Annotated in this window: 16 protein-coding genes; 6 read left to right on the top strand and 10 right to left on the bottom strand. The window is 71.2% G+C overall.

Translation table 11 applies throughout. The features are described 5' to 3' along the window. Entirely contained in the window at nucleotides 1-1,410 is a 1,410-nt protein-coding gene (locus tag ACZ7OY_RS01580) for an APC family permease (RefSeq protein WP_471909521.1), read from the bottom strand. A gap of 384 nt (nucleotides 1,411-1,794) precedes the next feature. Between ACZ7OY_RS01580 and ACZ7OY_RS01575 the strand changes: the two genes are divergently transcribed. Continuing rightward, complete coding sequence (locus ACZ7OY_RS01575) at nucleotides 1,795-2,640, top strand: SCO4651 family lipoprotein (protein ID WP_471909520.1); 846 nt, start codon at nucleotides 1,795-1,797, stop codon at nucleotides 2,638-2,640. 81 nt (nucleotides 2,641-2,721) lie between these two features. Here the strand turns inward: ACZ7OY_RS01575 and mmsA are convergent, their stop codons facing one another. The 5 genes from mmsA to iolC form a co-directional block, all read right to left on the bottom strand. Further along, nucleotides 2,722-4,224: a CoA-acylating methylmalonate-semialdehyde dehydrogenase gene (gene mmsA, locus ACZ7OY_RS01570; RefSeq protein ID WP_471909519.1), complete on the bottom strand. Its 1,503-nt coding sequence runs from the start codon at nucleotides 4,222-4,224 to the stop codon at nucleotides 2,722-2,724. A 14-nt stretch (nucleotides 4,225-4,238) separates the two neighbouring features. Further along, nucleotides 4,239-6,131, bottom strand: coding sequence for a 3D-(3,5/4)-trihydroxycyclohexane-1,2-dione acylhydrolase (decyclizing) (gene iolD / locus ACZ7OY_RS01565; RefSeq protein WP_471910345.1), 1,893 nt, complete (start codon nucleotides 6,129-6,131; stop codon nucleotides 4,239-4,241). An 89-nt stretch (nucleotides 6,132-6,220) separates the two neighbouring features. Then, complete coding sequence (iolB, locus tag ACZ7OY_RS01560; RefSeq protein WP_471909518.1) at nucleotides 6,221-7,129, bottom strand: 5-deoxy-glucuronate isomerase; 909 nt, start codon at nucleotides 7,127-7,129, stop codon at nucleotides 6,221-6,223. Between the two features lie 7 nt (nucleotides 7,130-7,136). Beyond that, the gene (locus ACZ7OY_RS01555) at nucleotides 7,137-8,021 is read right to left on the bottom strand and encodes a Cgl0159 family (beta/alpha)8-fold protein (protein ID WP_471910344.1); all 885 of its coding nucleotides are present in this window, start codon (nucleotides 8,019-8,021) and stop codon (nucleotides 7,137-7,139) included. A gap of 59 nt (nucleotides 8,022-8,080) precedes the next feature. Continuing rightward, nucleotides 8,081-9,049, bottom strand: a complete 969-nt coding sequence (iolC, locus tag ACZ7OY_RS01550) for a 5-dehydro-2-deoxygluconokinase (protein WP_471909517.1) — start codon at nucleotides 9,047-9,049, stop codon at nucleotides 8,081-8,083. 122 nt (nucleotides 9,050-9,171) lie between these two features. Here iolC and ACZ7OY_RS01545 point away from each other — a divergent pair, with 122 nt between their 5' ends. After that, complete coding sequence (locus ACZ7OY_RS01545; RefSeq protein WP_471909516.1) at nucleotides 9,172-10,089, top strand: sugar phosphate isomerase/epimerase family protein; 918 nt, start codon at nucleotides 9,172-9,174, stop codon at nucleotides 10,087-10,089. A gap of 272 nt (nucleotides 10,090-10,361) precedes the next feature. Further along, the gene (locus ACZ7OY_RS01540; protein ID WP_384731564.1) at nucleotides 10,362-10,562 is read left to right on the top strand and encodes a helix-turn-helix transcriptional regulator; all 201 of its coding nucleotides are present in this window, start codon (nucleotides 10,362-10,364) and stop codon (nucleotides 10,560-10,562) included. Nucleotides 10,563-10,597: 35 nt separating this feature from the next. Here ACZ7OY_RS01540 and ACZ7OY_RS01535 read toward each other — a convergent pair whose 3' ends face one another. Both ACZ7OY_RS01535 and ACZ7OY_RS01530 read right to left on the bottom strand, forming a co-directional pair. Then, nucleotides 10,598-11,647, bottom strand: a complete 1,050-nt coding sequence (locus ACZ7OY_RS01535) for a zinc-dependent alcohol dehydrogenase family protein (protein ID WP_471909515.1) — start codon at nucleotides 11,645-11,647, stop codon at nucleotides 10,598-10,600. 88 nt (nucleotides 11,648-11,735) lie between these two features. Then, nucleotides 11,736-13,943, bottom strand: coding sequence for an MMPL family transporter (locus ACZ7OY_RS01530; RefSeq protein WP_471909514.1), 2,208 nt, complete (start codon nucleotides 13,941-13,943; stop codon nucleotides 11,736-11,738). A gap of 167 nt (nucleotides 13,944-14,110) precedes the next feature. On the opposite strand from ACZ7OY_RS01530, the gene ACZ7OY_RS01525 reads away from it, so the two are divergent. From ACZ7OY_RS01525 to ACZ7OY_RS01515, 3 genes are all read left to right on the top strand, one after another. Continuing rightward, entirely contained in the window at nucleotides 14,111-14,833 is a 723-nt protein-coding gene (locus ACZ7OY_RS01525; RefSeq protein WP_471909513.1) for a TetR family transcriptional regulator, read from the top strand. Nucleotides 14,834-15,023: 190 nt separating this feature from the next. Continuing rightward, complete coding sequence (locus ACZ7OY_RS01520) at nucleotides 15,024-15,263, top strand: heavy-metal-associated domain-containing protein (RefSeq protein ID WP_351614034.1); 240 nt, start codon at nucleotides 15,024-15,026, stop codon at nucleotides 15,261-15,263. Nucleotides 15,264-15,355: 92 nt separating this feature from the next. Then, the gene (locus ACZ7OY_RS01515) at nucleotides 15,356-17,671 is read left to right on the top strand and encodes a heavy metal translocating P-type ATPase (RefSeq protein WP_471909512.1); all 2,316 of its coding nucleotides are present in this window, start codon (nucleotides 15,356-15,358) and stop codon (nucleotides 17,669-17,671) included. A 587-nt stretch (nucleotides 17,672-18,258) separates the two neighbouring features. Here the strand turns inward: ACZ7OY_RS01515 and ACZ7OY_RS01510 are convergent. Both ACZ7OY_RS01510 and recD2 read right to left on the bottom strand, forming a co-directional pair. Beyond that, complete coding sequence (locus ACZ7OY_RS01510) at nucleotides 18,259-19,548, bottom strand: citrate synthase (protein ID WP_471909511.1); 1,290 nt, start codon at nucleotides 19,546-19,548, stop codon at nucleotides 18,259-18,261. Between the two features lie 232 nt (nucleotides 19,549-19,780). Next, nucleotides 19,781-22,039: an SF1B family DNA helicase RecD2 gene (gene recD2 / locus ACZ7OY_RS01505; RefSeq protein ID WP_471909510.1), complete on the bottom strand. Its 2,259-nt coding sequence runs from the start codon at nucleotides 22,037-22,039 to the stop codon at nucleotides 19,781-19,783. Nucleotides 22,040-22,161: the final 122 nt, after the last annotated feature.

The following is a 22,161-nucleotide window of genomic DNA, read 5'->3' as shown; positions in this document are numbered from 1 at the left end:
TCAGGCCTGGGCGTCCTCCGGGATGGACACCAGCCAGCGGGTGTCGCGGCGCGGGCGCAGGTAGAAGGCCCAGTACAGGGTGGCGACGGCGGTGATGCCGCCGGTCCACAGCAGGTACTGCGTCTCCTGCTGGGTGAGGACGTAGGCGAGGACGACGATCAGCAGGATCGGCATCGCGGGCCACAGCGGCATCCGCCAGGCGGGGGTGTGGCGGTGGTGGCCGCGCCGGGCGAGCAGGGCGGCGACCGCGACGAGCAGGTACATGGCGGTCACCGACACGCCCGTGACGCCGTACAGGGTGTCGAGGTTGACGAAGCAGAGGGCCGCGCCGGGGACGCCCACCAGCAGCGTGGCGACCCAGGGGGAGCCGAACCGGCCGAGCTTGGACAGACCGTTGTTGACCGGCTCGGGCCACGCCTTGTCACGGGCCGAGGCGAACAGGACGCGGGAGTTCTGGATGACCATGACGATGCCCGCGTTGATGATCGCGAGGGCGACGCAGAGACTGACGAAGGTGCCGACGGCCGAGTTGGACCAGGCGGTGACCATGCTGCTGATGTCGCCGCCGGTGAGTTCCTGGATGTCGGAGGCGCCCATGGTGATGGCGACGACCGGGACCAGGATGACGACGGTGGAGATGGCGAGGGTGGCCAGCACCGTGCGGGCGACGTTGCGCCGCGGGTTCTCCAGCTCCTCGGAGAGGTAGACGGCGGTGGAGAAGCCCTGGGTGGCGAAGAGGGCGATGGCGAGCCCGGAGATGACGAGCATGCCCGTGACGGCGTCGGTGTGCCCGCCGGTCCCGCCGACCTGCATGGAGGTCAGGCTGCCGAGGCCGCGCTGGCTGTGGGTGAAGCCGAGCAGGGCCACCACTCCGGCGGCGACGACCTCGAGGACCAGGAAGATGCCGGTGATCCAGGCGTTGGCGCGCAGGTCGAGCAGTCCGGCGAGGGTGGCCAGCAGCATCACGCCGGCGCCGGTCATCGCCGGGTCGAGGTGCACCACGGGGGCGAGGTAGTCGGCGGTGCCGATGGCGATCACGGGCGGGACGATCACGACCACCAGCAGGGACATCACGAAGACCAGCCAGCCCGCGAGGCGTCCGGCCATCGTCGAGACCATGGCGTACTCGCCGCCGGCGCTGGGGATGAGGGTGCCCAGTTCCGAGTAGCAGAACGCCACGGCGATACAGAGGAGGGAGCCGATGGCGATGGTGAGGGCGGTGGCGGTGCCGAGCGAGCCGAACAGGTCGGGGATGACCACGAAGAGCGTGGACGCCGGGGTCACGCAGGAGAGCGTGAGCAGCGTGCCGCCGACGACTCCGATGGAACGCTTCAGTGTCCGGGGACTGCTGTCGGGGGCCTCGGTGACGTCGGTGACGTCGGGGGCGACAGGGCGGAGCGTATCGGTCATGCGGCGGTTCCGATCAACTGGTGCGGGGAACTTCGGGCGGGAGCGCTATCGCCTCCGGCGGCTCGCGTCGTACGTCTTTTCGTCCGCTCCCGATGCCCGCATGGAACCCCGACGAAAACCGACGCGTCAATAGCTGTTTACCTACGGAATTCGTAGATCGAAGCCGCCGTCGATCGCGAATACGTCGCTTCCACCGGACCCTTCCTCGCTTGCAGGCGATACGAGAATCGCAGCACACTCGTCAAAATCGCGTATAGACGTCCGGAATACGGACGCCTGAAACGTCCCGATCCTGTCTCCGCGCAGCAAATTGGGTCGCGGCAGTGTCGGTGGGGCCCACTACAGTCGACAGCACAGTCGAATCACAGCAACGGGTGGGGACAGATGAAGCTGAGGTACACGGCGGCCTGGGTGGGGTTCACGGCCGCCGCGCTGATGGCGACCTCCGCGTGCGGCGCGGGGCAGACGGCCAAGAAGGCGGCCGACAGCGTCGCCGACAACTCCGACAAGATCATGGCGGCGCTCACCCGGGCGTCCGACCGCACCGAGCAGCTCGGCTCGGCGTACGTGAAGATGTCCACCGACATGGGCACGGGCACCCCGGTCGCCATGGAGGGCACCTACTCCTGGGGCGACGGGTTCGCCTTCGACGCCGAGATGGACACCAAGGCCGCCCAGATGCAGCAGCTGACGTCCGCCCCGAAGGTCCGCATGCTGTTCGTCGACGGCGCCTACTACTACGACATCGACCCGCAGCCCTCCGGCCCGCTCAAGGGCAAGGAGTGGATGAAGGTCGACGCGTCGGCGGTCTTCGGCAAGCAGGGCGCGCAGGCGCTCGCCGGCAGCGGCGGCGGCAGCCCGTCCGCGTCCATGAAGGGCCTCAAGTACGCCAACGACGTCGAGGACCTCGGCAAGGAGACCGTCGACGGGCAGAGCACGACCCACTACCGGGCCGTGATCGACAAGGCGCACATGGGCAAGCTCAAGGACGCCTACGGCGACAAGGACAGCCTCTTCGGCTCCGTGACCGGCGGCACCGACTCGATCACGATGGACGTCTGGGTCGGCGCCAAGGACCTGCCCGTGCGCATGAAGGAGAAGTTCGGGGCGGCCACGGTCACCATGGACTTCGAGAAGTTCGGCGCCACCGCCGCGGTCAAGGCGCCCCCGGCCTCGCAGGTCGGCGACGTCACCGAGCAGATCAAGAAGGCCCAGTCGGCGCAGAACTGACCCCGGCCCCGGTCCGGCACCGGAGCGACGGCGCCCCGCCCTCCCGGTGCCGGGCGGGCGGGGCCTCGCGAGCTCTACGGCTCAGTGGTTGCGCGGGAAGCCGAGGTCGACGCCCGAGGGGGCCTCGGACGGGTCCGGCCAGCGCGTGGTGACGACCTTGCCGCGGGTGTAGAAGTGCGTGCCGTCGTTGCCGTAGATGTGGTGGTCGCCGAAGAGCGAGTCCTTCCATCCGCCGAACGAGTGGTAGCCCACCGGCACCGGGATCGGCACGTTGACACCGACCATGCCCGCCTCGATCTCCAACTGGAAGCGGCGCGCGGCACCGCCGTCCCGGGTGAAGATCGCGGTGCCGTTGCCGAAGGGCGAGGCGTTGATCAGCGCCACACCCTCCTCGTAGGTGTCCACGCGCAGCACGCACAGCACGGGGCCGAAGATCTCGTCCCGGTACGCGTCGGCCGAGGTCGGCACCCGGTCGAGCAGCGAGAGACCGACCCAGTGGCCGTCCTCGAATCCCTCGACGGTGTGGCCGGTGCCGTCCAGGACGACCTCGCAGCCCTGCGCCGCCGCGCCCGTCACATAGGAGGCGACCTTGTCGCGGTGGGCCTTGGTGATCAGCGGGCCCATCTCGGAGGACGGGTCGTTGCCGGGACCGATCTTGATCTTCTCGGCGCGCTCGCGGATCTTGCCCACCAGCTCGTCGCCGATCGCGCCGACCGCGACGACGGCCGAGATGGCCATGCAGCGCTCACCGGCGGAGCCGTAGGCGGCCGACACGGCGGCGTCGGCGGCCGCGTCCAGATCGGCGTCGGGGAGGACCAGCATGTGGTTCTTGGCGCCGCCCAGAGCCTGGACGCGCTTGCCGTTGGCGGCGGCCGTGGTGTGGATGTAGCGGGCGATCGGGGTCGAGCCGACGAAGGAGACGGCCTTGACGTCCGGGTGCTCCAGCAGACGGTCGACGGCGACCTTGTCACCCTGCACGACGTTGAAGACACCGTCCGGCAGCCCGGCCTCGGCGAGCAGCTCGGCGAGCTTGAGGGAGACCGACGGGTCCTTCTCGGACGGCTTCAGCACGAAGGTGTTGCCGCACGCGATGGCGATCGGGAACATCCACATCGGGACCATCGCCGGGAAGTTGAACGGCGTGATGCCCGCGACGACACCCAGCGGCTGCCGGATCGAGGACACGTCGACCTTGGAGGCCACCTCGGTGGACAGCTCGCCCTTGAGCTGCACGGTGATCCCGCAGGCCAGCTCGACGATCTCCAGGCCGCGCGCCACCTCGCCCAGCGCGTCCGAGTGCACCTTGCCGTGCTCGGCGGTGATCAGCTCGGCGATCTCGTCGCGGTGCTCGTCCAGCAGGGCGCGGAACTTGAACAGGATCGCGGTCCGCTTCGCCAGCGACGAGGTGCCCCAGGTCGCCCAGGCGTCCTTCGCGGCGGCCACCGCCGCGTCCACCTCGTCGACCGTCGCGAACGCGACCTTCGTGGTGACCGCGCCGGTCGCCGGGTCGGTGACCGGCCCGAACGTACCCGACGCGCCTTCGACGGCCTTGCCGCCGATCCAGTGGTTGACGATCTTCGTCATGCCCAGTTGCTCCTTCACAGATGGCGGCGTCGGGTGGAGACGTGCCGTTCGTACAGCTCGCGCGCCTCGACCGCCGACGTCCGGGTCGCGGTCTCGGCCACAGGTACATCCCACCAGGCCTGTGCCGGAGGCGGGCCCGACACTGTGTCTGCGGTTTCGGTCTCCACGTAGACACATGTGGGAGTGTCGGCGGCCCGCGCCCGCGCGAGGGCTTCGCGCAGTTCCCGTACCGTCCCCGCGCGCAGCACCCGCATACCGAGGCTGGCCGCGTTGGCGGCAAGATCGATGGGCAACGGCGCCCCGGTGCAGGAACCGTCGATGGGGGAACGTTGGCGGAACGCCGTGCCGAACCGCTCGGCGCCGACCGACTCCGACAGACCGCCGATGGACGCGTAGCCGTGGTTCTGCACCAGCAGCATCTTGATCGCGATGCCTTCCTGCACGGCGGTGACGATCTCGGTCGGCATCATCAGATAGGTACCGTCGCCCACCAGTGCCCACACCGGGCGGTCCGGCGCCGCGAGTTTCACCCCGATGGCGGCCGGGATCTCGTAGCCCATGCAGGAGTAGCCGTACTCCAGGTGGTACTGGTCGTGCGAGCGGGCCCGCCAGAGCTTGTGCAGGTCGCCGGGGAGGGAGCCGGCCGCGTTGACGATCACGTCCGTCCCGTCGACGAGGGCGTCCAGCGCGCCCAGCACCTGCGTCTGGGTGGGCCGCAGGTCCGGGTCGGCGGCCGCGTAGCAGGCGTCGACGCGCCGCTCCCAGCGCTCCTTGCCCTCGGTGTACGCGTCGGCGTACGCCTGCGCGACCCGGTGGTCGTGCAGGGCCAGGGCCTCGGTCAGCTCCTGGAGACCGCTGCGGGCATCCGCGATCAGGGGCAGCCCGCCGAGCTTGTGGCTGTCGAAGGCGGCGATGTTGAGGTTGAGGAAGCGCACGCCGTCGCCGGTGAACAGGGTGTGGGAGGCGGTGGTGAAGTCGGTGTACCGGGTTCCGACGCCGATCACCAGGTCGGCTGCGCGGGCCAGGTCGTCGGCGGTCGCCGTGCCGGTGTGGCCGACGCCTCCGACGTCCTGCGGATGGTCGTGGCGCAGGGAGCCCTTGCCGGCCTGGGTGGAGGCGACCGGGATGCGGGTGGCGGCTGCGAACTCCGCGAGCGCGTCCTCGGCCCGGCTGTGGTGGACCCCGCCGCCCGCCACCAGCAGCGGCCGGCGAGCGGCGCGGATCGCCCGGACCGCCTCGGCGAGCTCCGCCGGGTCGGCGCCGGGACGGCGGACCGCCCAGGTGCGCTCGGCGAAGAACTCCGGCGGCCAGTCGTACGCCTCGGCCTGCACGTCCTGCGGCAGGGCGAGCGTGACGGCCCCCGTCTCCACCGGGTCGGTGAGCACGCGCATCGCCTGGAGGGCGGCCGGGATCAGCGCCTCGGGACGGGTGATCCGGTCGAAGTAGCGCGACACCGGGCGCAGACAGTCGTTGACCGACACATCGCCCGCGTACGGGACTTCGAGCTGCTGGAGGACCGGGTCGGCCACCCGGGTGGCGAAGGTGTCGCCGGGCAGCAGCAGCACCGGCAGATGGTTGACCGTGGCCAGCGCGGCCCCGGTGACGAGGTTCGTCGCGCCCGGACCGATGGAGGTGGTCACGGCGTGCGTCGACAGCCGGTTCGACTGCCGGGCGTAGCCGACCGCCGCGTGCACCATGGACTGCTCGTTGCGGCCCTGGTGGTACGGCATGACGTCGGCGTACTCCACCAGCGCCTGGCCGATCCCGGCGACGTTCCCGTGCCCGAAGATGCCCCAGGTCGCGCCGATCAGCCGCTGCCGGACGCCGTCCCGCTCGGTGTACTGGACGGACAGGAAGCGGACGAGGGCCTGCGCGACCGTGAGCCTCGTCGTCGAACCGGACGAGATCGGTGAAGTGGGCGAGGCCGGTGCGGTGGGCGAGGCCGGTGCGGTGGGCGAGGCCGGTGCGGTGGACGAGGTCTGCGAGGTCTGCGAGGTCACCGGTAGCCTCCTGTGCTGTCCACGTGGTCCGGGTGGAAGCGGATCCGCCACTCCCGCGTCGCGCCCGGACCCGCCATGACGTTGAGGTAGTACATGGCGTGCCCCGGCTGGGCGACGGACGGGCCGTGCCACCCGTCCGGGACGAGCACGACGTCGCCGGTGCGGACCTCGGCGAGGACGTCGGATCCGCCCTCGCGGGAGGGGGACACGCGCTGGTAGCCGAAGCCGTTCGGGCCGTCGATCTCGAAGTAGTAGATCTCCTCCAGCTCCGACTCCTCACCGGGCCGGTGCTCGTCGTGCTTGTGCGGCGGGTACGAGGACCAGTTGCCGCCGGGAGTGACGACCTCCACGGCGATCAGCCGGTCGCAGTCGAACGCGTCGGCGGAGGCGAAGTTGCGCACCTGGCGGGCGCAGGTGCCGCTGCCGCGCTGCTCGACGGGGACCTCCGGCGCGGGGCCGTAGCGGGCGGGGAGTCGTCGCTCGCACTTCGCTCCTGCCAGGGCGAAGCGGCCTCCCGCGCCGGAGGCGATCTGGACCTGGGCGTCCCGGGGCACGTAGGCGAAGTCGGAGACTCCGCTGAAGACGCTCTCCCTGCCCAGGAGTTGAAACTCTCTCCGCTCTGTCCGCACGGTACATCCGCCTTCCAGCGGAAGCACGATCCATTCACTTCCCCCGCTGGTGAACGTATGCGTTCCGCCCGGTGTCAGCTCGACGACCCGCAGACTGCTGTACGCCCAACCGGCCCGATCGGGGCCGATGTCGAGCACGTGCCACGCGTCGGCGGTGCTGCCCCTGGGCACGTGGAGCCGCGTGCCCGCCGTGCCGCTTGTCGTGGCGTTCGTCGTGGCGTTTGCCGTGGTGTTCGTCGTGGTGTTCGTCGTGGTGTGCGGCTCGTTGTCCGTCATCCGGCCCTCACAGCATTCCTACGGCGGTGTCCACGGCGGCGGCCACGTCCCCGTCCGCCGGGTAGAGCAGCGAACGGCCGACCACCAGGCCCTGGACGGTGGGCAGTTGCAGGGCGCCGCGCCACTTCTCGTAGGCGGCGACCTGGTCCTCGACCAGACCGCCCACCTCGCCGCCGAGCAGGACGGCGGGCAGCGTGGAGGTCTCCATCACCCGGGCCATGTCGTCGGGGTTCTCGGTGACCGGCACCTTCAGCCAGGTGTAGGCCGAACTGCCGCCCAGGCCGGAGGCGATGGCGAGGGAACGGGTGACGGCGTCGGCCGACAGGTCGTTGCGGAGCCGGCCGTCGGGGGCGCGGCGGCTGATGAACGGCTCGACGAAGACGGGCAGTCGACGCGCGGCCATCTCGTCGATGGCACGGGCGGTGGACTCCAGGGTGGTGAGGGAGCCCGGGTCGTCGTAGTCGATGCGCAGCAGCAGCTTGCCCGCGTCGAAGCCGAGGCGGTGGATGTCCTCGGGGCGGTGCCCGGTGAAGCGGTCGTCGAGCTCGAAGGACGCGCCCTGGAGGCCGCCGCGGTTCATGGAGCCCATGACGACCTTGTGGTCGAGGGCGCCGAGCAGGAGCAGGTCGTCCAGGATGTCCGCGGTGGCCAGGACGCCGTCCACACCCGGCCGGGACAGCGCCAGGCACAGGCGCTCCAGGAGGTCCGCACGGTTGGCCATGGCGAGGCCGCGGCCGCCGGCGCCGAGGGCACCGCGGGCCGGATGGTCGGCGGCGACGATCATCAGCCGGCCGTGGTCGCCGAGCAGCGGTCTGCGCCGGCGGCGGGCGGCGGCCTCGGCGATCCGCTCGGGGTGCCGGGTGCGGATGCGCACGAGTTCCGCGACGTCCACGCGCGCGTGGGCGAGCCCGGATCCGCCTTCGCGGTGGACCTCGCCGACGCGGCCGGCCCTCACAGCACCGCTCCGGCGGTGAGCGCGGCGTCGATCTCGTCCGGGGTGGGCATCGCGGAGGAGCACTCCAGCCGGGAGGCGACGATGGCGCCGGCCGCGTTGGCGTACCGCATGGTCCGCTCCAGGTCCCAGCCGCTCAGCAGACCGTGGCAGAGGGCGCCCCCGAAGGCGTCGCCGGCGCCCAGGCCGTTGAGGACGTTCACGGGCAGCGGCCGCACCTCGGCGCACCCGCCCTCCCGGTCGACGGCGAGGACGCCCTTGGGGCCCTGCTTGACGACGGCGAGTTCGACGCCGGCCGCCAGCAGGGCGCGGGCGGCGGCGTGCGGCTCGCGCAGCCCGGTGGCGACCTCCACCTCGTCCAGGTTGCCGACGGCGACGGTGGCGTGGCGCAGCGCCTCGGCGTAGAAGGGGCGCGCGGTGGCGGGCGGATCGCTCCCGTTTCCGCCCTTCCAGAACATGGGGCGCCAGTCGAGGTCGAAGACGGTCGTACCGGCCCGGGCACGGTGGGCGAGGGCCGCCAGGGTCGCCGTACGGCTCGGCTCCTCGCTCAGGCCGGTGCCGGTGACCCAGAAGACGTGCGCGTCACGGGCGGCGTCGAGGTCGAGGTCGCGGGCGTGGATCTCCAGGTCGGGCGCCTTGGGCTGGCGGTAGAAGTACAGCGGGAAGTCGTCCGGCGGGAAGATCTCGCAGAAGGTGACCGGGGTCGGCAGCCCGGGGACGGGGGTGACCCAGCGGTCGTCCACGCCGAAGCCGCGCAGGGCTTCGTGCAGATAGGCGCCGAAGGGGTCGTCGCCCGTCCGGGTGATCACGGCGGTGCTCCGGCCGAGCCGGGCCGCGGCGACGGCGACATTGGTGGCGGAGCCGCCGAGGAACTTCCCGAAGGCCGACACCTGGGCCAAGGGCACGCCCGCCTGCAACGGATAGAGGTCCACTCCGATCCGCCCCATGGTGATCAGGTCGTACGCCATCGGGTTCCCTTCGCCTCGGCTCCTCCCGGTTCTAGTGCCGGACCCCGAGCCCTGTCAATGTTTTGTCCGGACATTCGGACCAGAGCTTGACACCCGTCTGCCGGAACCGCACGCTGACGGCCATGACTTCGTTGTCGACGCAGTCCTCACTCTCCCGTATCCGGATCGGTTCGGCGCCCGACTCATGGGGTGTCTGGTTCCCCGACGACCCGCAGCAGGTGCCCTGGCAGCGCTTTCTCGACGAGGTCGCCGACGCCGGCTACGAGTGGATCGAGCTGGGGCCGTACGGATATCTGCCGAGCGATCCGGCCGTGCTCGCCGAGGAGACCGCGCGGCGCGGCCTGAAGGTGTCGGCCGGGACCGTCTTCACCGGCCTGCACCACGGTCCGGACGTGTGGGACCGGACCTGGGCGCACGTCTCGGACATCGCCGCGCTGACCCGGGCGATGGGCGCCGCCCACCTGGTCGTCATCCCGTCCTTCTGGCGGGACGACAAGACCGGCGAGGTGCTGGAGCCGGACACGCTGACACCGCGGCAGTGGCGCGATCTCACCTCGCTGACCGAGCGGCTGGGGCACGAGGTGCGCGAGCGGTACGGGCTGGAGATCGTCGTCCACCCGCACGCCGACACCCACATCGACAGCGAGGAGAACGTCACCCGCTTCCTCGACGGCACGGACCCCGCGCTGGTGTCGCTGTGCCTGGACACCGGGCACTACGCGTACTGCGGCGGCGACAGCGTCAAGCTGATCGAGACCTACGGCGAGCGCATCGGGTATCTGCACCTGAAGCAGGTCGACCCGGAGATCCTGGCGCAGGTGCGGGCGCAGGAGATCCCGTTCGGGCCGGCCGTGGCTCGCGGTGTCATGTGCGAACCCCCGTCCGGGGTGCCCGCGCTGGGGCCGGTGCTGGAGGCGGCGCAGAGGCTGGACGTGGACCTCTTCGCGATCGTCGAGCAGGACATGTACCCGTGCGAGCCGGACCGGCCGCTGCCGGTCGCCCGGCGGACCCGGGAGTTCCTGAGGTCCTGCGGAGCCTAGGGCCCGCCCAACCCCAGGGCCTGCCCAACCTCAGGGCCGGACAGGCCCTGGGGCCCGGGGAGCCATTGCTTCACTTCTGTCACAAATGCCTCTGACATGTCACGGATGTCGCGTGTACGCGGGTTTCACGTCACACCCGGGCGACGGACAGGGCCGGGTCCTCACTCCGCGTCGTTCACGGAACACAGGCTCGTGATCGCCAGCGCAGCGCCCGGCTCCCCAGACGGCCACCCCCCGGCCGCCGCTGCGGCGCGCGCAGGGAGGTGCAACCCATGACCGACCGAAGGCTCTGGTCGTACAAGGAGATCGCGGCGCACATCAAGGTGCAGCCGGACACCGTACGGTCCTATCGCAAGCACGGACTGCTGCCCCCGCCCGACCATGTGGAGAGCGGAAAGCCCTACTGGTACGTCGAGACCGTCCGCTCCTGGGTCGCGTCCAGGCCCGGCAACCGGGGACGCAGAGCGGACTGAGCGACCGGCCCGGTCCGCCGGCACGGAACGTCCGGTCAGCTCCACGGCTCGATGACCGTGACACCGGCGCCCGGGGCCGCCGGTGTCCCCATCGCGGCGAGCGCGTCCGGCGCCGCGTCCAGCGGGATCGTCGCCGTCACCAGCAGGTCGGGGCGCAGGACGCCCGCGCCGACGAGCCCGAGCATCGCGGGATAGGCGTGCGCGGCCATGCCGTGGCTGCCGAGCAGTTCCAACTCCAGGGCGACGGCGCGGGCCATGGGGACGGGGGTCGTGCCGTCCGCCGACGGCAGCAGGCCGACCTGGACGTGCCGGCCGCGGCGGCGCAGCCCGTTCACCGAGGCCGCGCAGGTGGCCGGGGAGCCGAGGGCGTCCAGGGAGAGGTGGGCGCCGCCTGCGGTGAGCTCGCGGACCGCGTGCGCCGGGTCCGCCGTACGGGTGGCGTCGACGCACTGCGCCGCGCCGAACTTCCGGGCCAGGTCGAGGGCCCCCGGCGCCACGTCGACGGCGACGACCCGCGCCCCCGCCGCGGCCGCGATCATCACCGCCGACAGGCCGACGCCTCCGCAGCCGTGCACCGCGACCCACTCCCCCGCCGCCACCCGGCCCTGCTGCACCACCGCCCGGAACGCCGTCGCGAACCGGCAGCCGAGCGAGGCCGCGGTGGCGAAGGACATTCCGTCGGGGACGGCGACCAGGTTCACGTCGGCGTGGTCCAGGGCCACGTACTGGGCGAAGGAGCCCCAGTGGGTGAAGCCCGGCTGGGTCTGGCGCTCGCACACCTGCTGTTCCCCCGCCGCGCAGGCCCGGCAGGTGCCGCAGGCGCAGACGAACGGGACGGTGACCCGGTCGCCGGGACGCCAGGCGGTCACCCGGGGGCCCACCGCCTCGACGACACCGGCGAGTTCATGGCCGGGCACATGCGGGAGGGTGATGTCCGGATCGTGGCCCTGCCAGCCGTGCCAGTCGCTGCGGCACAGCCCGGTGGCCTCCACCCGCACCACGACCCCGTGCTCGGCAGGGCGTGGATCGGCCACTTCCCGCACCTCGGCCGCTTCGCCGTACCGCTCGAAGACCACAGCCCGCATGTGTCCCTGCCCCCTCTTCGTCGTCTGCCGCCGTTTCCGGGCCCCGGGGCCGGCCGCCCCGGGGTTCCCGTGCCGCTTCGGCGGAACGCTATCCGGGCACGCCGACCTTGTCCCGGCCCGGCAGGGGCCCGGCGGCCTCGACGGACTCCCCCTCGCTCAGTCCGAACCGCTGATGGAACCGGCGCAGCGGGGCCGGCGCCCACCAGGTCGCACGGCCCGTGAGCCGCATGATCGCCGGGACCAGCAGACTGCGGACGACCATCGCGTCCATCAGCACGGCCAGCGCGATGCCCAGCCCCAGCATCTTGGTGTTGGTCACCCGGGAGGTGCCGATGGCGACCATCACCACGGCGAGGATGACCGCGGCGGCGGTGATCAGGCCGCCGGTGCGCTGGAGGCCGTGCCGGACCGCCTCGCGGTGGTCGCCGGTGTGGTCGTACTCCTCCTTGATGCGGGAGAGCAGGAACACGCCGTAGTCCATGGAGAGGCCGAAGGCCACACAGAACATCAGGACGGGCAGGGTGGTCTCGATGGAACCGGGACTGGTGAAGCCGAGCAGGCCGGAGAGATGACCGTCCTGGAAGACCCAGACCACCGCGCCGAACATCGCCGTCAGGCTGAGCGCGTTCAGCAGGACGGCCTGGAGCGGGATGAGCACGCTGCCGGTGAGGAGGAAGACCAGCAGCAGGGTGACGACCGCGATGAACACGGCCGCCCAGGGCAGGCGCTGCCCGATGGCGTGCTTGGAGTCGACCAGGACCGCGGCCGTGCCGGTCACCTTGGTGTCGAACGGGGCGTCCAGGGAGCGCAGGTCGCCGACCAGCCGCTGGGCGGCGTCGTCCACGGCCTCGCCCTTCGGCAACACCGTGAAGTACGCCGAGTCGCCCCGCACCAGGGGACCGTCGACCCCCGCCACCTCCGGCAGGGCGGCGATCCGAGCCTTGTAGGCGGCGTACTGCGGCTGGGTCGCGGCGCCCTCGGCGAGGATCTCCAGACCGCCGCCGGGGTTGCCCGGGAAGTCGTCGCGGACGTGCTGCTGCACGGCGTGGGACTCGGCCGTGGTGGGCAACTGGCGGTCGTCCGCGGTGCCGAACTTCACGCCCAGAAAGGGCAGGCCGAGCAGGACGAGGACGGCCGTGGTGGCCAGCGCGAAGAACGGCGCCCGGCGCATGACCAGGGTCGCCGTGCGCGCCCAGGCGGTGCCCTCCTCGCCGGGGCTCCTCGGGGTCCGGCCGCGGCGCAGCAGTCGGCGCAGGTCGAGCGAGTCGACCCGGTGGCCGAGCAGGACCAGCGCGGCCGGGAGCAGGATCAGGGCGGCCGCGGCGGCCAGCAGGACCACCGCGATGCCCGCGTAGGCGAAGGAGCGCAGGAAGTACTGCGGGAAGACGAGCATCGCCGCCAGGGACACGGCGACCGTGAGGGCGGAGAACAGGACCGTGCGCCCGGCCGTGCGCAGGGTGGTGGCGACGGCGGTCAGCGGTTCGGCGCCGGTGGACAGTTCCTCGCGGTAGCGGCGGACGACGAACAGGGCGTAGTCGATGGCCAGGCCCAGGCCGAGGGCCGTGGTGAGGTTCATCGCGAAGACCGAGACGTCGGTGAACTCGGACAGGCCGCGCAGCACCGCGTTGGTGCCGAGGATCGCGACGATGCCGATGCCGAGCGGCAGCAGGGCGGCGACCGCGCTGCCGAAGACCATCACCAGCAGCACCAGGGTGATCGGCAGGGCGATCATCTCGGCCCGGGTCAGGTCCTCACGGATGATCGTCTGCATCTCGTGCCGTACCGCGACGATGCCGCCGACCTTCACCGTCAGCGGGCCCCGCACCCCCCGGTAGGAGGGCGCGATGCGGTCCAGGGTGTCGCCCATCGCCTTCTCGTCGCCCGTGATGCGGGCGGCGATCAGCGCCTCGTGGCCGTCCTCGGCACGCAGGGCCGGGGCCTTGGACTGCCAGTAGGAGCCGACGCCGGTCACGCCCTTCTCCCGGGCCAGCCGTGCGGTGAGGCGGTTCGCCTCGGCGGCGACGGCCGGGTCGTCCACCGAGGCGGCGCCGGTGTCTATCAGCAGCAGGAGGTTGGGCTGGGAGCCGGGGAACTCGCGCTCCAGCGCCTTCGTCGCGTAGGTCGACTGTGCGTCCGGGTCCTCCCAGCCGCCGCTGCCCAGGCGGTCGGCGACCCCGCTGCCGGCCAGCACGGCGAGCACCGTGAGCACCAGGGCGGCCAGCAGCGACAGCCGTGGGCGCGCGGTCACGAGACGCGTCCATCCTCCGACGCGGGGTGGCCTGTTGACTTCGGTCATTGTGCGGTGTCCCCTTCACCGTGATCCGTGATCCGTGCTGTACGCAGGCAGGAGCATGGGTCGGTCATTGCCATAGACTGGCAAACACGAGACATCGCTCGCGTTTCTCCAGAATGCGAGCGGCCGCTCGTGTTTGTCAATCGCGTGCCGAGAGCTGGGGATAACGCGTGCCCGACAAGTCCGACACCTGGGAGCAGAATCGGCCGTCCGAGCGGGGTCAGCCCGAGCAGGGACAGCCCGGACAGCCCGCCGAACAGGGGCAGCCGCGCCGCCGTCAGGCGCGCGGCGAGCGCCGTATCGCCCAGCTGCTCGAGGCCGCGGCCAGCGTCTTCTGCACGACCGGGTACACGGCCGCCAGCACCAACGCCATCGCCCGCGAGGCGGGCGTCTCGCCCGGCACGCTCTACCAGTTCTTCCCGAACAAGGAAGCGATCGCCATCGAGCTGGGCGACCGGCTCATGCACGAGATGCGCGAGACCTACGGCGAGGCCCTCGCCCCGGTCGACCCCGCGACCTCGCTGGAGGACGCGGTCGGCGCCGCCGTCGACCGCTTCATCGCGTTCAACTGCGACCATCCGGTGTTCTTCGCCCTGATGCACGGTCCCGACATCCCCGGCCGGATCGCCGAGGAGCACGACGCGCTGCACGCCACACTGCTCGCCCGGATAGAGGGCCTGCTCTCCTCGTTCCTGCCGGACGCGGCCCCGGCCGACCTGTCCCGCACCGCGCACCTGTGCCTGGGCCTGTACAAGGCGGGCCTGGAGCTGGTCCTGGGCCACGAGGGCGCCGAGCGCGCCGCGTACGTCCAGGAGCTGAAGAACGCGCTGACCCGGTATCTCGCCCCGCTGGTCGGCGACCGGCTCGGCCGCCCCGCGGCCCCGGCCTCCTGACCCGGGACCGTCCGCGCCCGCCCCCACCCCGGCCCGGCCCACCCCGGGCGCCGACCGACCCGGCCCGGCCCGTCCCCACCCCGACCCGCCCGGACTCCTCCTGGATTCATACCCCCTAGGGGTATAGTGTGGAGACGGTGGGCCCCCGTGGGCCCCGCCGGCCCCACCCGCCTCGACGAGGAGCAACGACATGACCGCCCAGACCGACACCCCGGGTACCGTGACCGCCGTCTACAAGGTGAGCGGGATGAGCTGCGGACACTGCGAGGGCTCGGTCTCCGCCGAGATCTCCCAGATCCCCGGCGTCACCTCGGTGACGGCCGTCGCCGCCGACGGCGACGTCACCGTCGTCTCGGCCGGCCCGCTGGACGAGAAGGCGCTGCGCGCCGCCGTCGACGAGGCCGGCTTCGAGCTGGTCGGCAGGGCCTGAGCGGCATTCCCGTACCCGCTTCCCGACCGGGCCGTGCCGGCCAGCCGACACCGGTGGCGCACGGCCCGTTCCGTTCTCTGGAGCACGTACACATGACCAGCACCGCCACGGACACCTCGATAGACGCCCCCGGCGCCCCCGCGGGCAGCACCGCGACCGCCGAGGTCGAACTGCTCGTCGGCGGGATGACCTGCGCCTCCTGCGCGGCCCGCGTCGAGAAGAAGCTCAACCGCATGGACGGCGTCACCGCCACGGTCAACTTCGCGACGGAGCGGGCCAGGATCGTCCACCCCGCCGGGCTCCAGGTCGCCGACCTGATCGCGACCGTCGTGAAGACCGGGTACACGGCCGAGGTGCCCGCACCCCGGGAGCCCGAGCCCCAGGAGACCGGCCCCCGAACAACTGGCTCCCAGGAGCCCGGGGCGCGAGAGCCGGCACCCGATGCCGACCCCGAGCTCGCGTCGCTGCGCCGGCGCCTGCTCGCCTGCGCCGCGCTCGCGCTGCCCGTCGTGCTGCTCGCGATGGTCCCCGCCTGGCAGTTCGACAACTGGCAGTGGCTCTCGCTCACCCTGGCCGCCCCCGTGGCCGTCTGGGGCGGCCTGCCCTTCCACCGCGCCGCCTGGACGAACCTGCGGCACGGCGCGGCCACCATGGACACCCTGGTGTCGGTCGGCACGCTGGCCGCGTTCGGCTGGTCGGTGTGGGCGCTGTTCTTCGGCACCGCGGGCATGCCGGGGATGCGGCACGGCTTCGACCTCACCCTCTCCCGTACGAACGCCTCCTCGACGCTCTATCTGGAGGTCGCGGCCGGGGTCACCGTCTTCATCCTGCTGGGCCGCTGGCTGGAGGCCCGCTCCAAGCGGCGGGCCGGCGCTGCCCTGCGGGCACTGCTGGAGCTCGGCGCGAAGGACGTCGCGGTGCTGCGGGACGGACGCGAGGTGCGCGTCCCGGTGGCCCGGCTGGCGGTCGGGGACCGGTTCGTCGTACGGCCCGGGGAGAAGATCGCGACCGACGGCACGGTCGTCGAGGGGGCCTCGGCGGTGGACGCGTCCATGCTGACCGGCGAGTCGGTACCGGTGGACGTGACGGCGGGGGACGCGGTGACCGGCGCGACCGTCAACGCCGGGGGACGGCTGGTCGTCGAGGCCACCCGGGTCGGCGCCGACACCCAGCTGGCCCGGATGGCGCGGCTGGTGGAGGACGCGCAGAACGGCAAGGCGCAGGTGCAGCGGCTCGCCGACCGAATCTCCGGGATCTTCGTGCCCGTGGTGCTGCTGCTGGCGGCCGCCACCTTCGGCGGGTGGTTCCTCGCCACCGGGGAGCCGGCCGCCGCCTTCACCGCGGCCGTCGCGGTGCTGATCATCGCCTGCCCGTGCGCGCTGGGCCTGGCCACCCCGACCGCGCTGCTGGTCGGCACCGGGCGCGGGGCGCAGCTCGGCATCCTGATCAAGGGCCCCGAGGTGCTGGAGTCCACGCGCCGGGTCGACACGGTCGTCCTGGACAAGACCGGCACGGTCACCACGGGCCGGATGACTCTCCAGGAGGTGTACGTCGCCGACGGCGCCGACGAGCGGCAGGTGCTGCGGCTCGCGGGCGCCCTGGAGCACGCCTCCGAGCACCCCGTCGCGCGCGCGGTCGCGGCGGGCGCCGAGGAGCGGACCGGGACCCTGCCCGCGGTCGAGCGCTTCGAGAACGTCCCGGGGCGGGGCGTGCGCGGACGGGTGGAGGGTCACGAGGTGGCCGTGGGGCGGCTCGCCGAGCTGTCCGCCGTCCTGCCCGCGGAGCTGGCCCGTGCCAAGGAGGAGGCCGAGCGGACCGGCCGTACCGCCGTCGTGGTCGGCTGGGACGGAGCGGTCCACGGGGTCCTCGCGGTGGCGGACGCGGTCAAGGCGACCAGCGCCGAGGCCGTACGGGAGCTGCGCGCGCTGGGGCTCACGCCGGTGCTGCTGACCGGGGACAACCGGGCGGTGGCCGAGAGCGTGGCACGGACGGTCGGCATCGACCAGGTGATCGCGGAGGTGCTGCCCGAGGACAAGGTCGCGGTCGTACGGCGGCTCCAGGGCGAGGGGCGGACCGTGGCCATGGTCGGTGACGGGGTCAACGACGCGGCCGCGCTGGCCACCGCGGACCTGGGGCTGGCGATGGGCACGGGGACCGACGCGGCGATCGAGGCGAGCGATCTGACGCTGGTGCGGGGGGACCTGCGGGCGGCCGCGGACGCCATCCGGCTGTCCCGGCGGACGCTGGCCACGATCAAGGGCAACCTGGTGTGGGCGTTCGGCTACAACGTGGCCGCGCTGCCGCTGGCCGCCGCGGGACTGCTGAACCCGATGATCGCGGGGGCGGCCATGGCCTTCTCGTCCGTGTTCGTGGTGAGCAACAGTCTGCGGCTGCGGACCTTCCGCTGAGGCACCCTTCGTTACCGAGGATCAACATCACGTCACCGCATCGGAAGTAAGAGTCCCCCTAGAGTCCGGCGCGAGCCTCACATAAGCTCTTCACAAGGCTCGCGCATCATCCTTACGCTTGAGCCCCGATCGGCGTATCAGGACTCTTGCGAACCTAACGGACACCAGCAAGAGACGCAGATCACAGTGCTGTGAACGTAACCATCGAAGGGATTCGAAGGTCTAAGTTTGGCGATGTCAGGAAGCGTCTTGGGGGGCGCCTCCTGGCATCTGGGGATGTCTTGGGGGACTTCCTCAGAGATGCGTCGCCGGGGCACACACACCGGGGAGCTTTGAGCGGCCCTCCCAGCGTGCGGTGTCCCGGCAGATCGCAGGTACCGACCAGTACGTACGACGTGCTCGTTCTGTTCAACAACCGCATACAGCAATACAGCGATTCAGGCGCTGCCTCAGACGCCCGGCCGGATCCCGTGGGGGGAATCCGCACCGGGACATGGGAAGGCGCCCTGCACGCCGGCCCGTGGGGGGACCGGCGGCAGGGCGCCTTCTGCTGTCTCAGACCCGCTGTCTCAGACCCCTGGCGGGGCTCAGCGCTCCTCGACCGGCACGAAGTCGCGCTCGACGACGCCGGTGTAGATCTGCCGCGGACGGCCGATGCGGGAGCCCGGCTCCTTGATCATCTCATGCCACTGGGCGATCCAGCCCGGCAGACGGCCCAGGGCGAACAGGACCGTGAACATCTCGGTCGGGAAGCCCATGGCGCGGTAGATCAGGCCGGTGTAGAAGTCGACGTTCGGGTAGAGGTTGCGCGAGACGAAGTAGTCGTCGGAGAGCGCGTGCTCCTCCAGCTTCAGCGCGATGTCCAGCAGCTCGTCGGACTTGCCGAGGGCCGAGAGGACGTCGTGCGCGGCGGCCTTGATGATCTTGGCGCGCGGGTCGAAGGACTTGTACACCCGGTGGCCGAAGCCCATCAGGCGGACGCCGTCCTCCTTGTTCTTCACCTTGCGGATGAAGGAGTCGACATCGCCGCCGTTGGCCTGGATGCCCTCCAGCATCTCCAGGACAGACTGGTTGGCGCCGCCGTGCAGCGGGCCCCAGAGGGCGTTGATGCCGGCCGAGATCGAGGCGAACATGTTCGCCTGCGAGGAACCGACCAGGCGGACCGTGGACGTCGAGCAGTTCTGCTCGTGGTCCGCGTGCAGGATCAGCAGCTTGTCGAGCGCGGAGACGACGACCGGGTCGAGCTCGTAGTCCTGCGCCGGCACCGAGAACGTCATGCGCAGGAAGTTCTCGACGTAGCTGAGGTCGTTGCGCGGGTAGACGAACGGGTGACCGACCGACTTCTTGTACGCGTACGCCGCGATCGTCGGGAGCTTGGCGAGCAGCCGGATCGTGGAGAGGTTGCGCTGCTTCTCGTCGAACGGGTTGTGGCTGTCCTGGTAGAACGTGGACAGCGCCGAGACCACCGAGGACAGCATGGCCATCGGGTGGGCGTCGCGCGGGAAGCCCTTGTAGAAGTTCTTGACGTCCTCGTGCAGCAGCGTGTGCTGCGTGATCTCGTTCTTGAACGAGGTGAGCTCGTCGACCGTCGGCAGCTCGCCGTTGATGAGCAGGTAGGCGACCTCCAGGAAGGTGGAGCGCTCGGCCAGCTGCTCGATGGGGTAGCCGCGGTAGCGGAGGATGCCCGCTTCGCCGTCGAGGTAGGTGATCGCGGATTTATAGGCGGCGGTGTTGCCGTAGCCGCTGTCCAGAGTCACGAGACCGGTCTGGGACCGGAGCTTCCCGATGTCGAAGCCCTTGTCACCGACGGTGCTGTCGATCACCGGGTAGGTGTACTCGCCGTCGCCGTACCGCACTACTACAGAGTTGTCGCTCACGTCTTCCCTCACCGACTCTGTGCCTCATCTTCGAGGTTGCCCTGACTGTCTCTACCATCCCCCATTTGGCGCAGGAGAGTGCACTCGGGGTCGACCATTGGGCTTATCGGCGGCACTCAGTGCCGTTAACTTGCTCATCCTGCCCCCTCACACCCGTAACCGGAAGAGCTCTGTGACCTTCGCGACTCATTTGATCGATCATTTTTTGTGAGCCCTGCCGCACGGGCGCGGATCAGGCGCCGGCGAGCCGGAAATCCAGTGCTGTGCAGCGCCTTCCCGCCGACACGGTGCGCACGGCCTGCCCGATCGCCTTGCGCGAACCCACCAGCACGACCAGCTTCTTGGCCCGGGTCACCGCCGTGTACAGCAGATTCCGCTGGAGCATCATCCATGCACCGGTGGTGACGGGGATCACCACGGCAGGATATTCACTCCCCTGTGAACGGTGGATGGTCACCGCGTACGCGTGTGCCAGTTCGTCCAGTTCGTCGAACTCGTACGGCACCTCCTCGTCCTCGTCCGTCAGGACCGTCAGGCGCTGGTCGACGGGGTCGAGCGAGGTGACCACGCCCACGGTGCCGTTGAAGACCCCGTTCTCGCCCTTCTCGTAGTTGTTGCGGATCTGGGTGACCTTGTCGCCCACCCGGAAGACCCGGCCGCCGAACCGCTTCTCCGGCACGTCGGGGCGGCCCGGTGTGACGGCCTGCTGGAGCAGGCCGTTGAGCGTGCCGGCACCGGCCGGGCCGCGGTGCATGGGTGCGAGCACCTGGATGTCCCGCCGCGGGTCGAGCCCGAACCTGGCCGGAATACGGCGGGCCGCCACGTCCACCGTGAGCCGGCCGGCCTCCTCCGTGTCGTCCTCGACGAAGAGGAAGAAGTCCTTCAGCCCGTCGGTGAGCGGATGCTGACCGGAGTTGATGCGGTGCGCGTTGGTCACCACGCCCGACTGCTGGGCCTGGCGGAAGACCCGGGTCAGGCGCACGGCGGGGACCGGGCTGCCGTCGGCGAGCAGATCCCTGAGCACCTCCCCCGCGCCGACGCTGGGGAGCTGGTCGACGTCCCCGACGAAGAGCAGGTGGGCGCCCGGCGGCACCGCCTTGACCAGCTTGTTGGCGAGCAGCAGGTCCAGCATGGACGCCTCGTCGACCACCACCAGGTCGGCGTCCAGCGGACGGTCCCGGTCGTAGGCCGCGTCCCCGCCCGGCTTGAGCTCCAGCAGACGGTGGACGGTGCTGGCCTCGGCGCCGGTGAGCTCGGCCAGCCGCTTGGCGGCCCGGCCGGTGGGCGCGGCCAGCACCACCTTGGCCTTCTTGGCCCGGGCCAGCTCCACGATCGAACGGACGGTGAAGGACTTGCCGCAGCCGGGGCCGCCGGTGAGCACGGCGACCTTCTCGGTGAGCGCCAGCCGGACCGCGGCCTCCTGCTCGGGCGCGAGCTCGGCGCCCGTGCGCCCCTTCAGCCAGCCGAGCGCCTTGTCCCAGGCCACGTCATGGAAGGCGGGCATCCGGTCGGCTTCCGTGCGCAGCAGACGCAGCAGCTGGGCGGAGAGGGAGAGTTCGGCGCGGTGGAAGGGGACGAGGTAGACGGCGGTGACGCTCTCGCCGCCGTCCGCTCCCGGCACCTTCTCGCGTACGACGCCGGGGTCCTCGCCCTCCTCGGGCGGCGCGGCGAGTTCGCCCAGGCAGTCGATGACCAGGCCGGTGTCGACCTGGAGGAGTTTGACCGCGTCGGCGATCAGCCGCTCCTCGGGCAGATAGCAGTGGCCCTGGTCGGCGGACTGGGAAAGCGCGTACTGGAGGCCCGCCTTGACGCGGTCCGGGCTGTCGTGCGGGATGCCGACGGACCGGGCGATCTTGTCGGCGGTCAGGAAGCCGATGCCCCAGACGTCGGAGGCCAGCCGGTAGGGCTGGTTCTTCACCACGGAGATCGAGGCGTCCCCGTACTTCTTGTAGATGCGCACGGCGATCGACGTCGAGACCTCGACGGTCTGGAGGAAGAGCATGACCTCCTTGATCGCCTTCTGCTCCTCCCAGGCCTCGGTGATCTTCCTGGTGCGCTTGGGGCCGAGGCCCGGGACCTCGATCAGCCGCTTGGGCTCCTCCTCGATGATCCTGAGCGTGTCCAGGCCGAAGTGCTGGGTGATGCGGTCGGCGAAGACGGGTCCGATGCCCTTGACCAGCCCCGAGCCGAGGTAGCGGCGGATGCCCTGGACGGTGGCGGGCAGGACGGTCGTGTAGTTCTCGACGGTGAACTGCTTGCCGTACTGCGGGTGGGAGCCCCAACGGCCCTCCATCCGCAGGAACTCGCCGACCTGGGCGCCGAGCAGCGCGCCGACCACCGTCAGCAGGTCACCGGCGCCGCGGCCGGTGTCGACGCGGGCGACCGTGTAGCCGTTGTCCTCGTTGGCGTAGGTCACGCGTTCGAGCACGCCTTCGAGTACGGCCGTACGCCGCTCTCCCGGCTCCGGGGAAGCCTCCGTCTGATGGGACATGGTCCGACGGTACCGGCGCGGTCCGACAACGCGGACGGCCACCGGTTCTCACGAGCACCGGTTCTCACGAGCACCGGGGAAACCCGGGGAAACATCGAGGGGGCCCGGTCCGTCGACCCGGC

This window comes from Streptomyces sp. NPDC107559, assembly GCF_055657365.1.
This window is presented reverse-complemented; position numbering and strand designations above follow the sequence as displayed.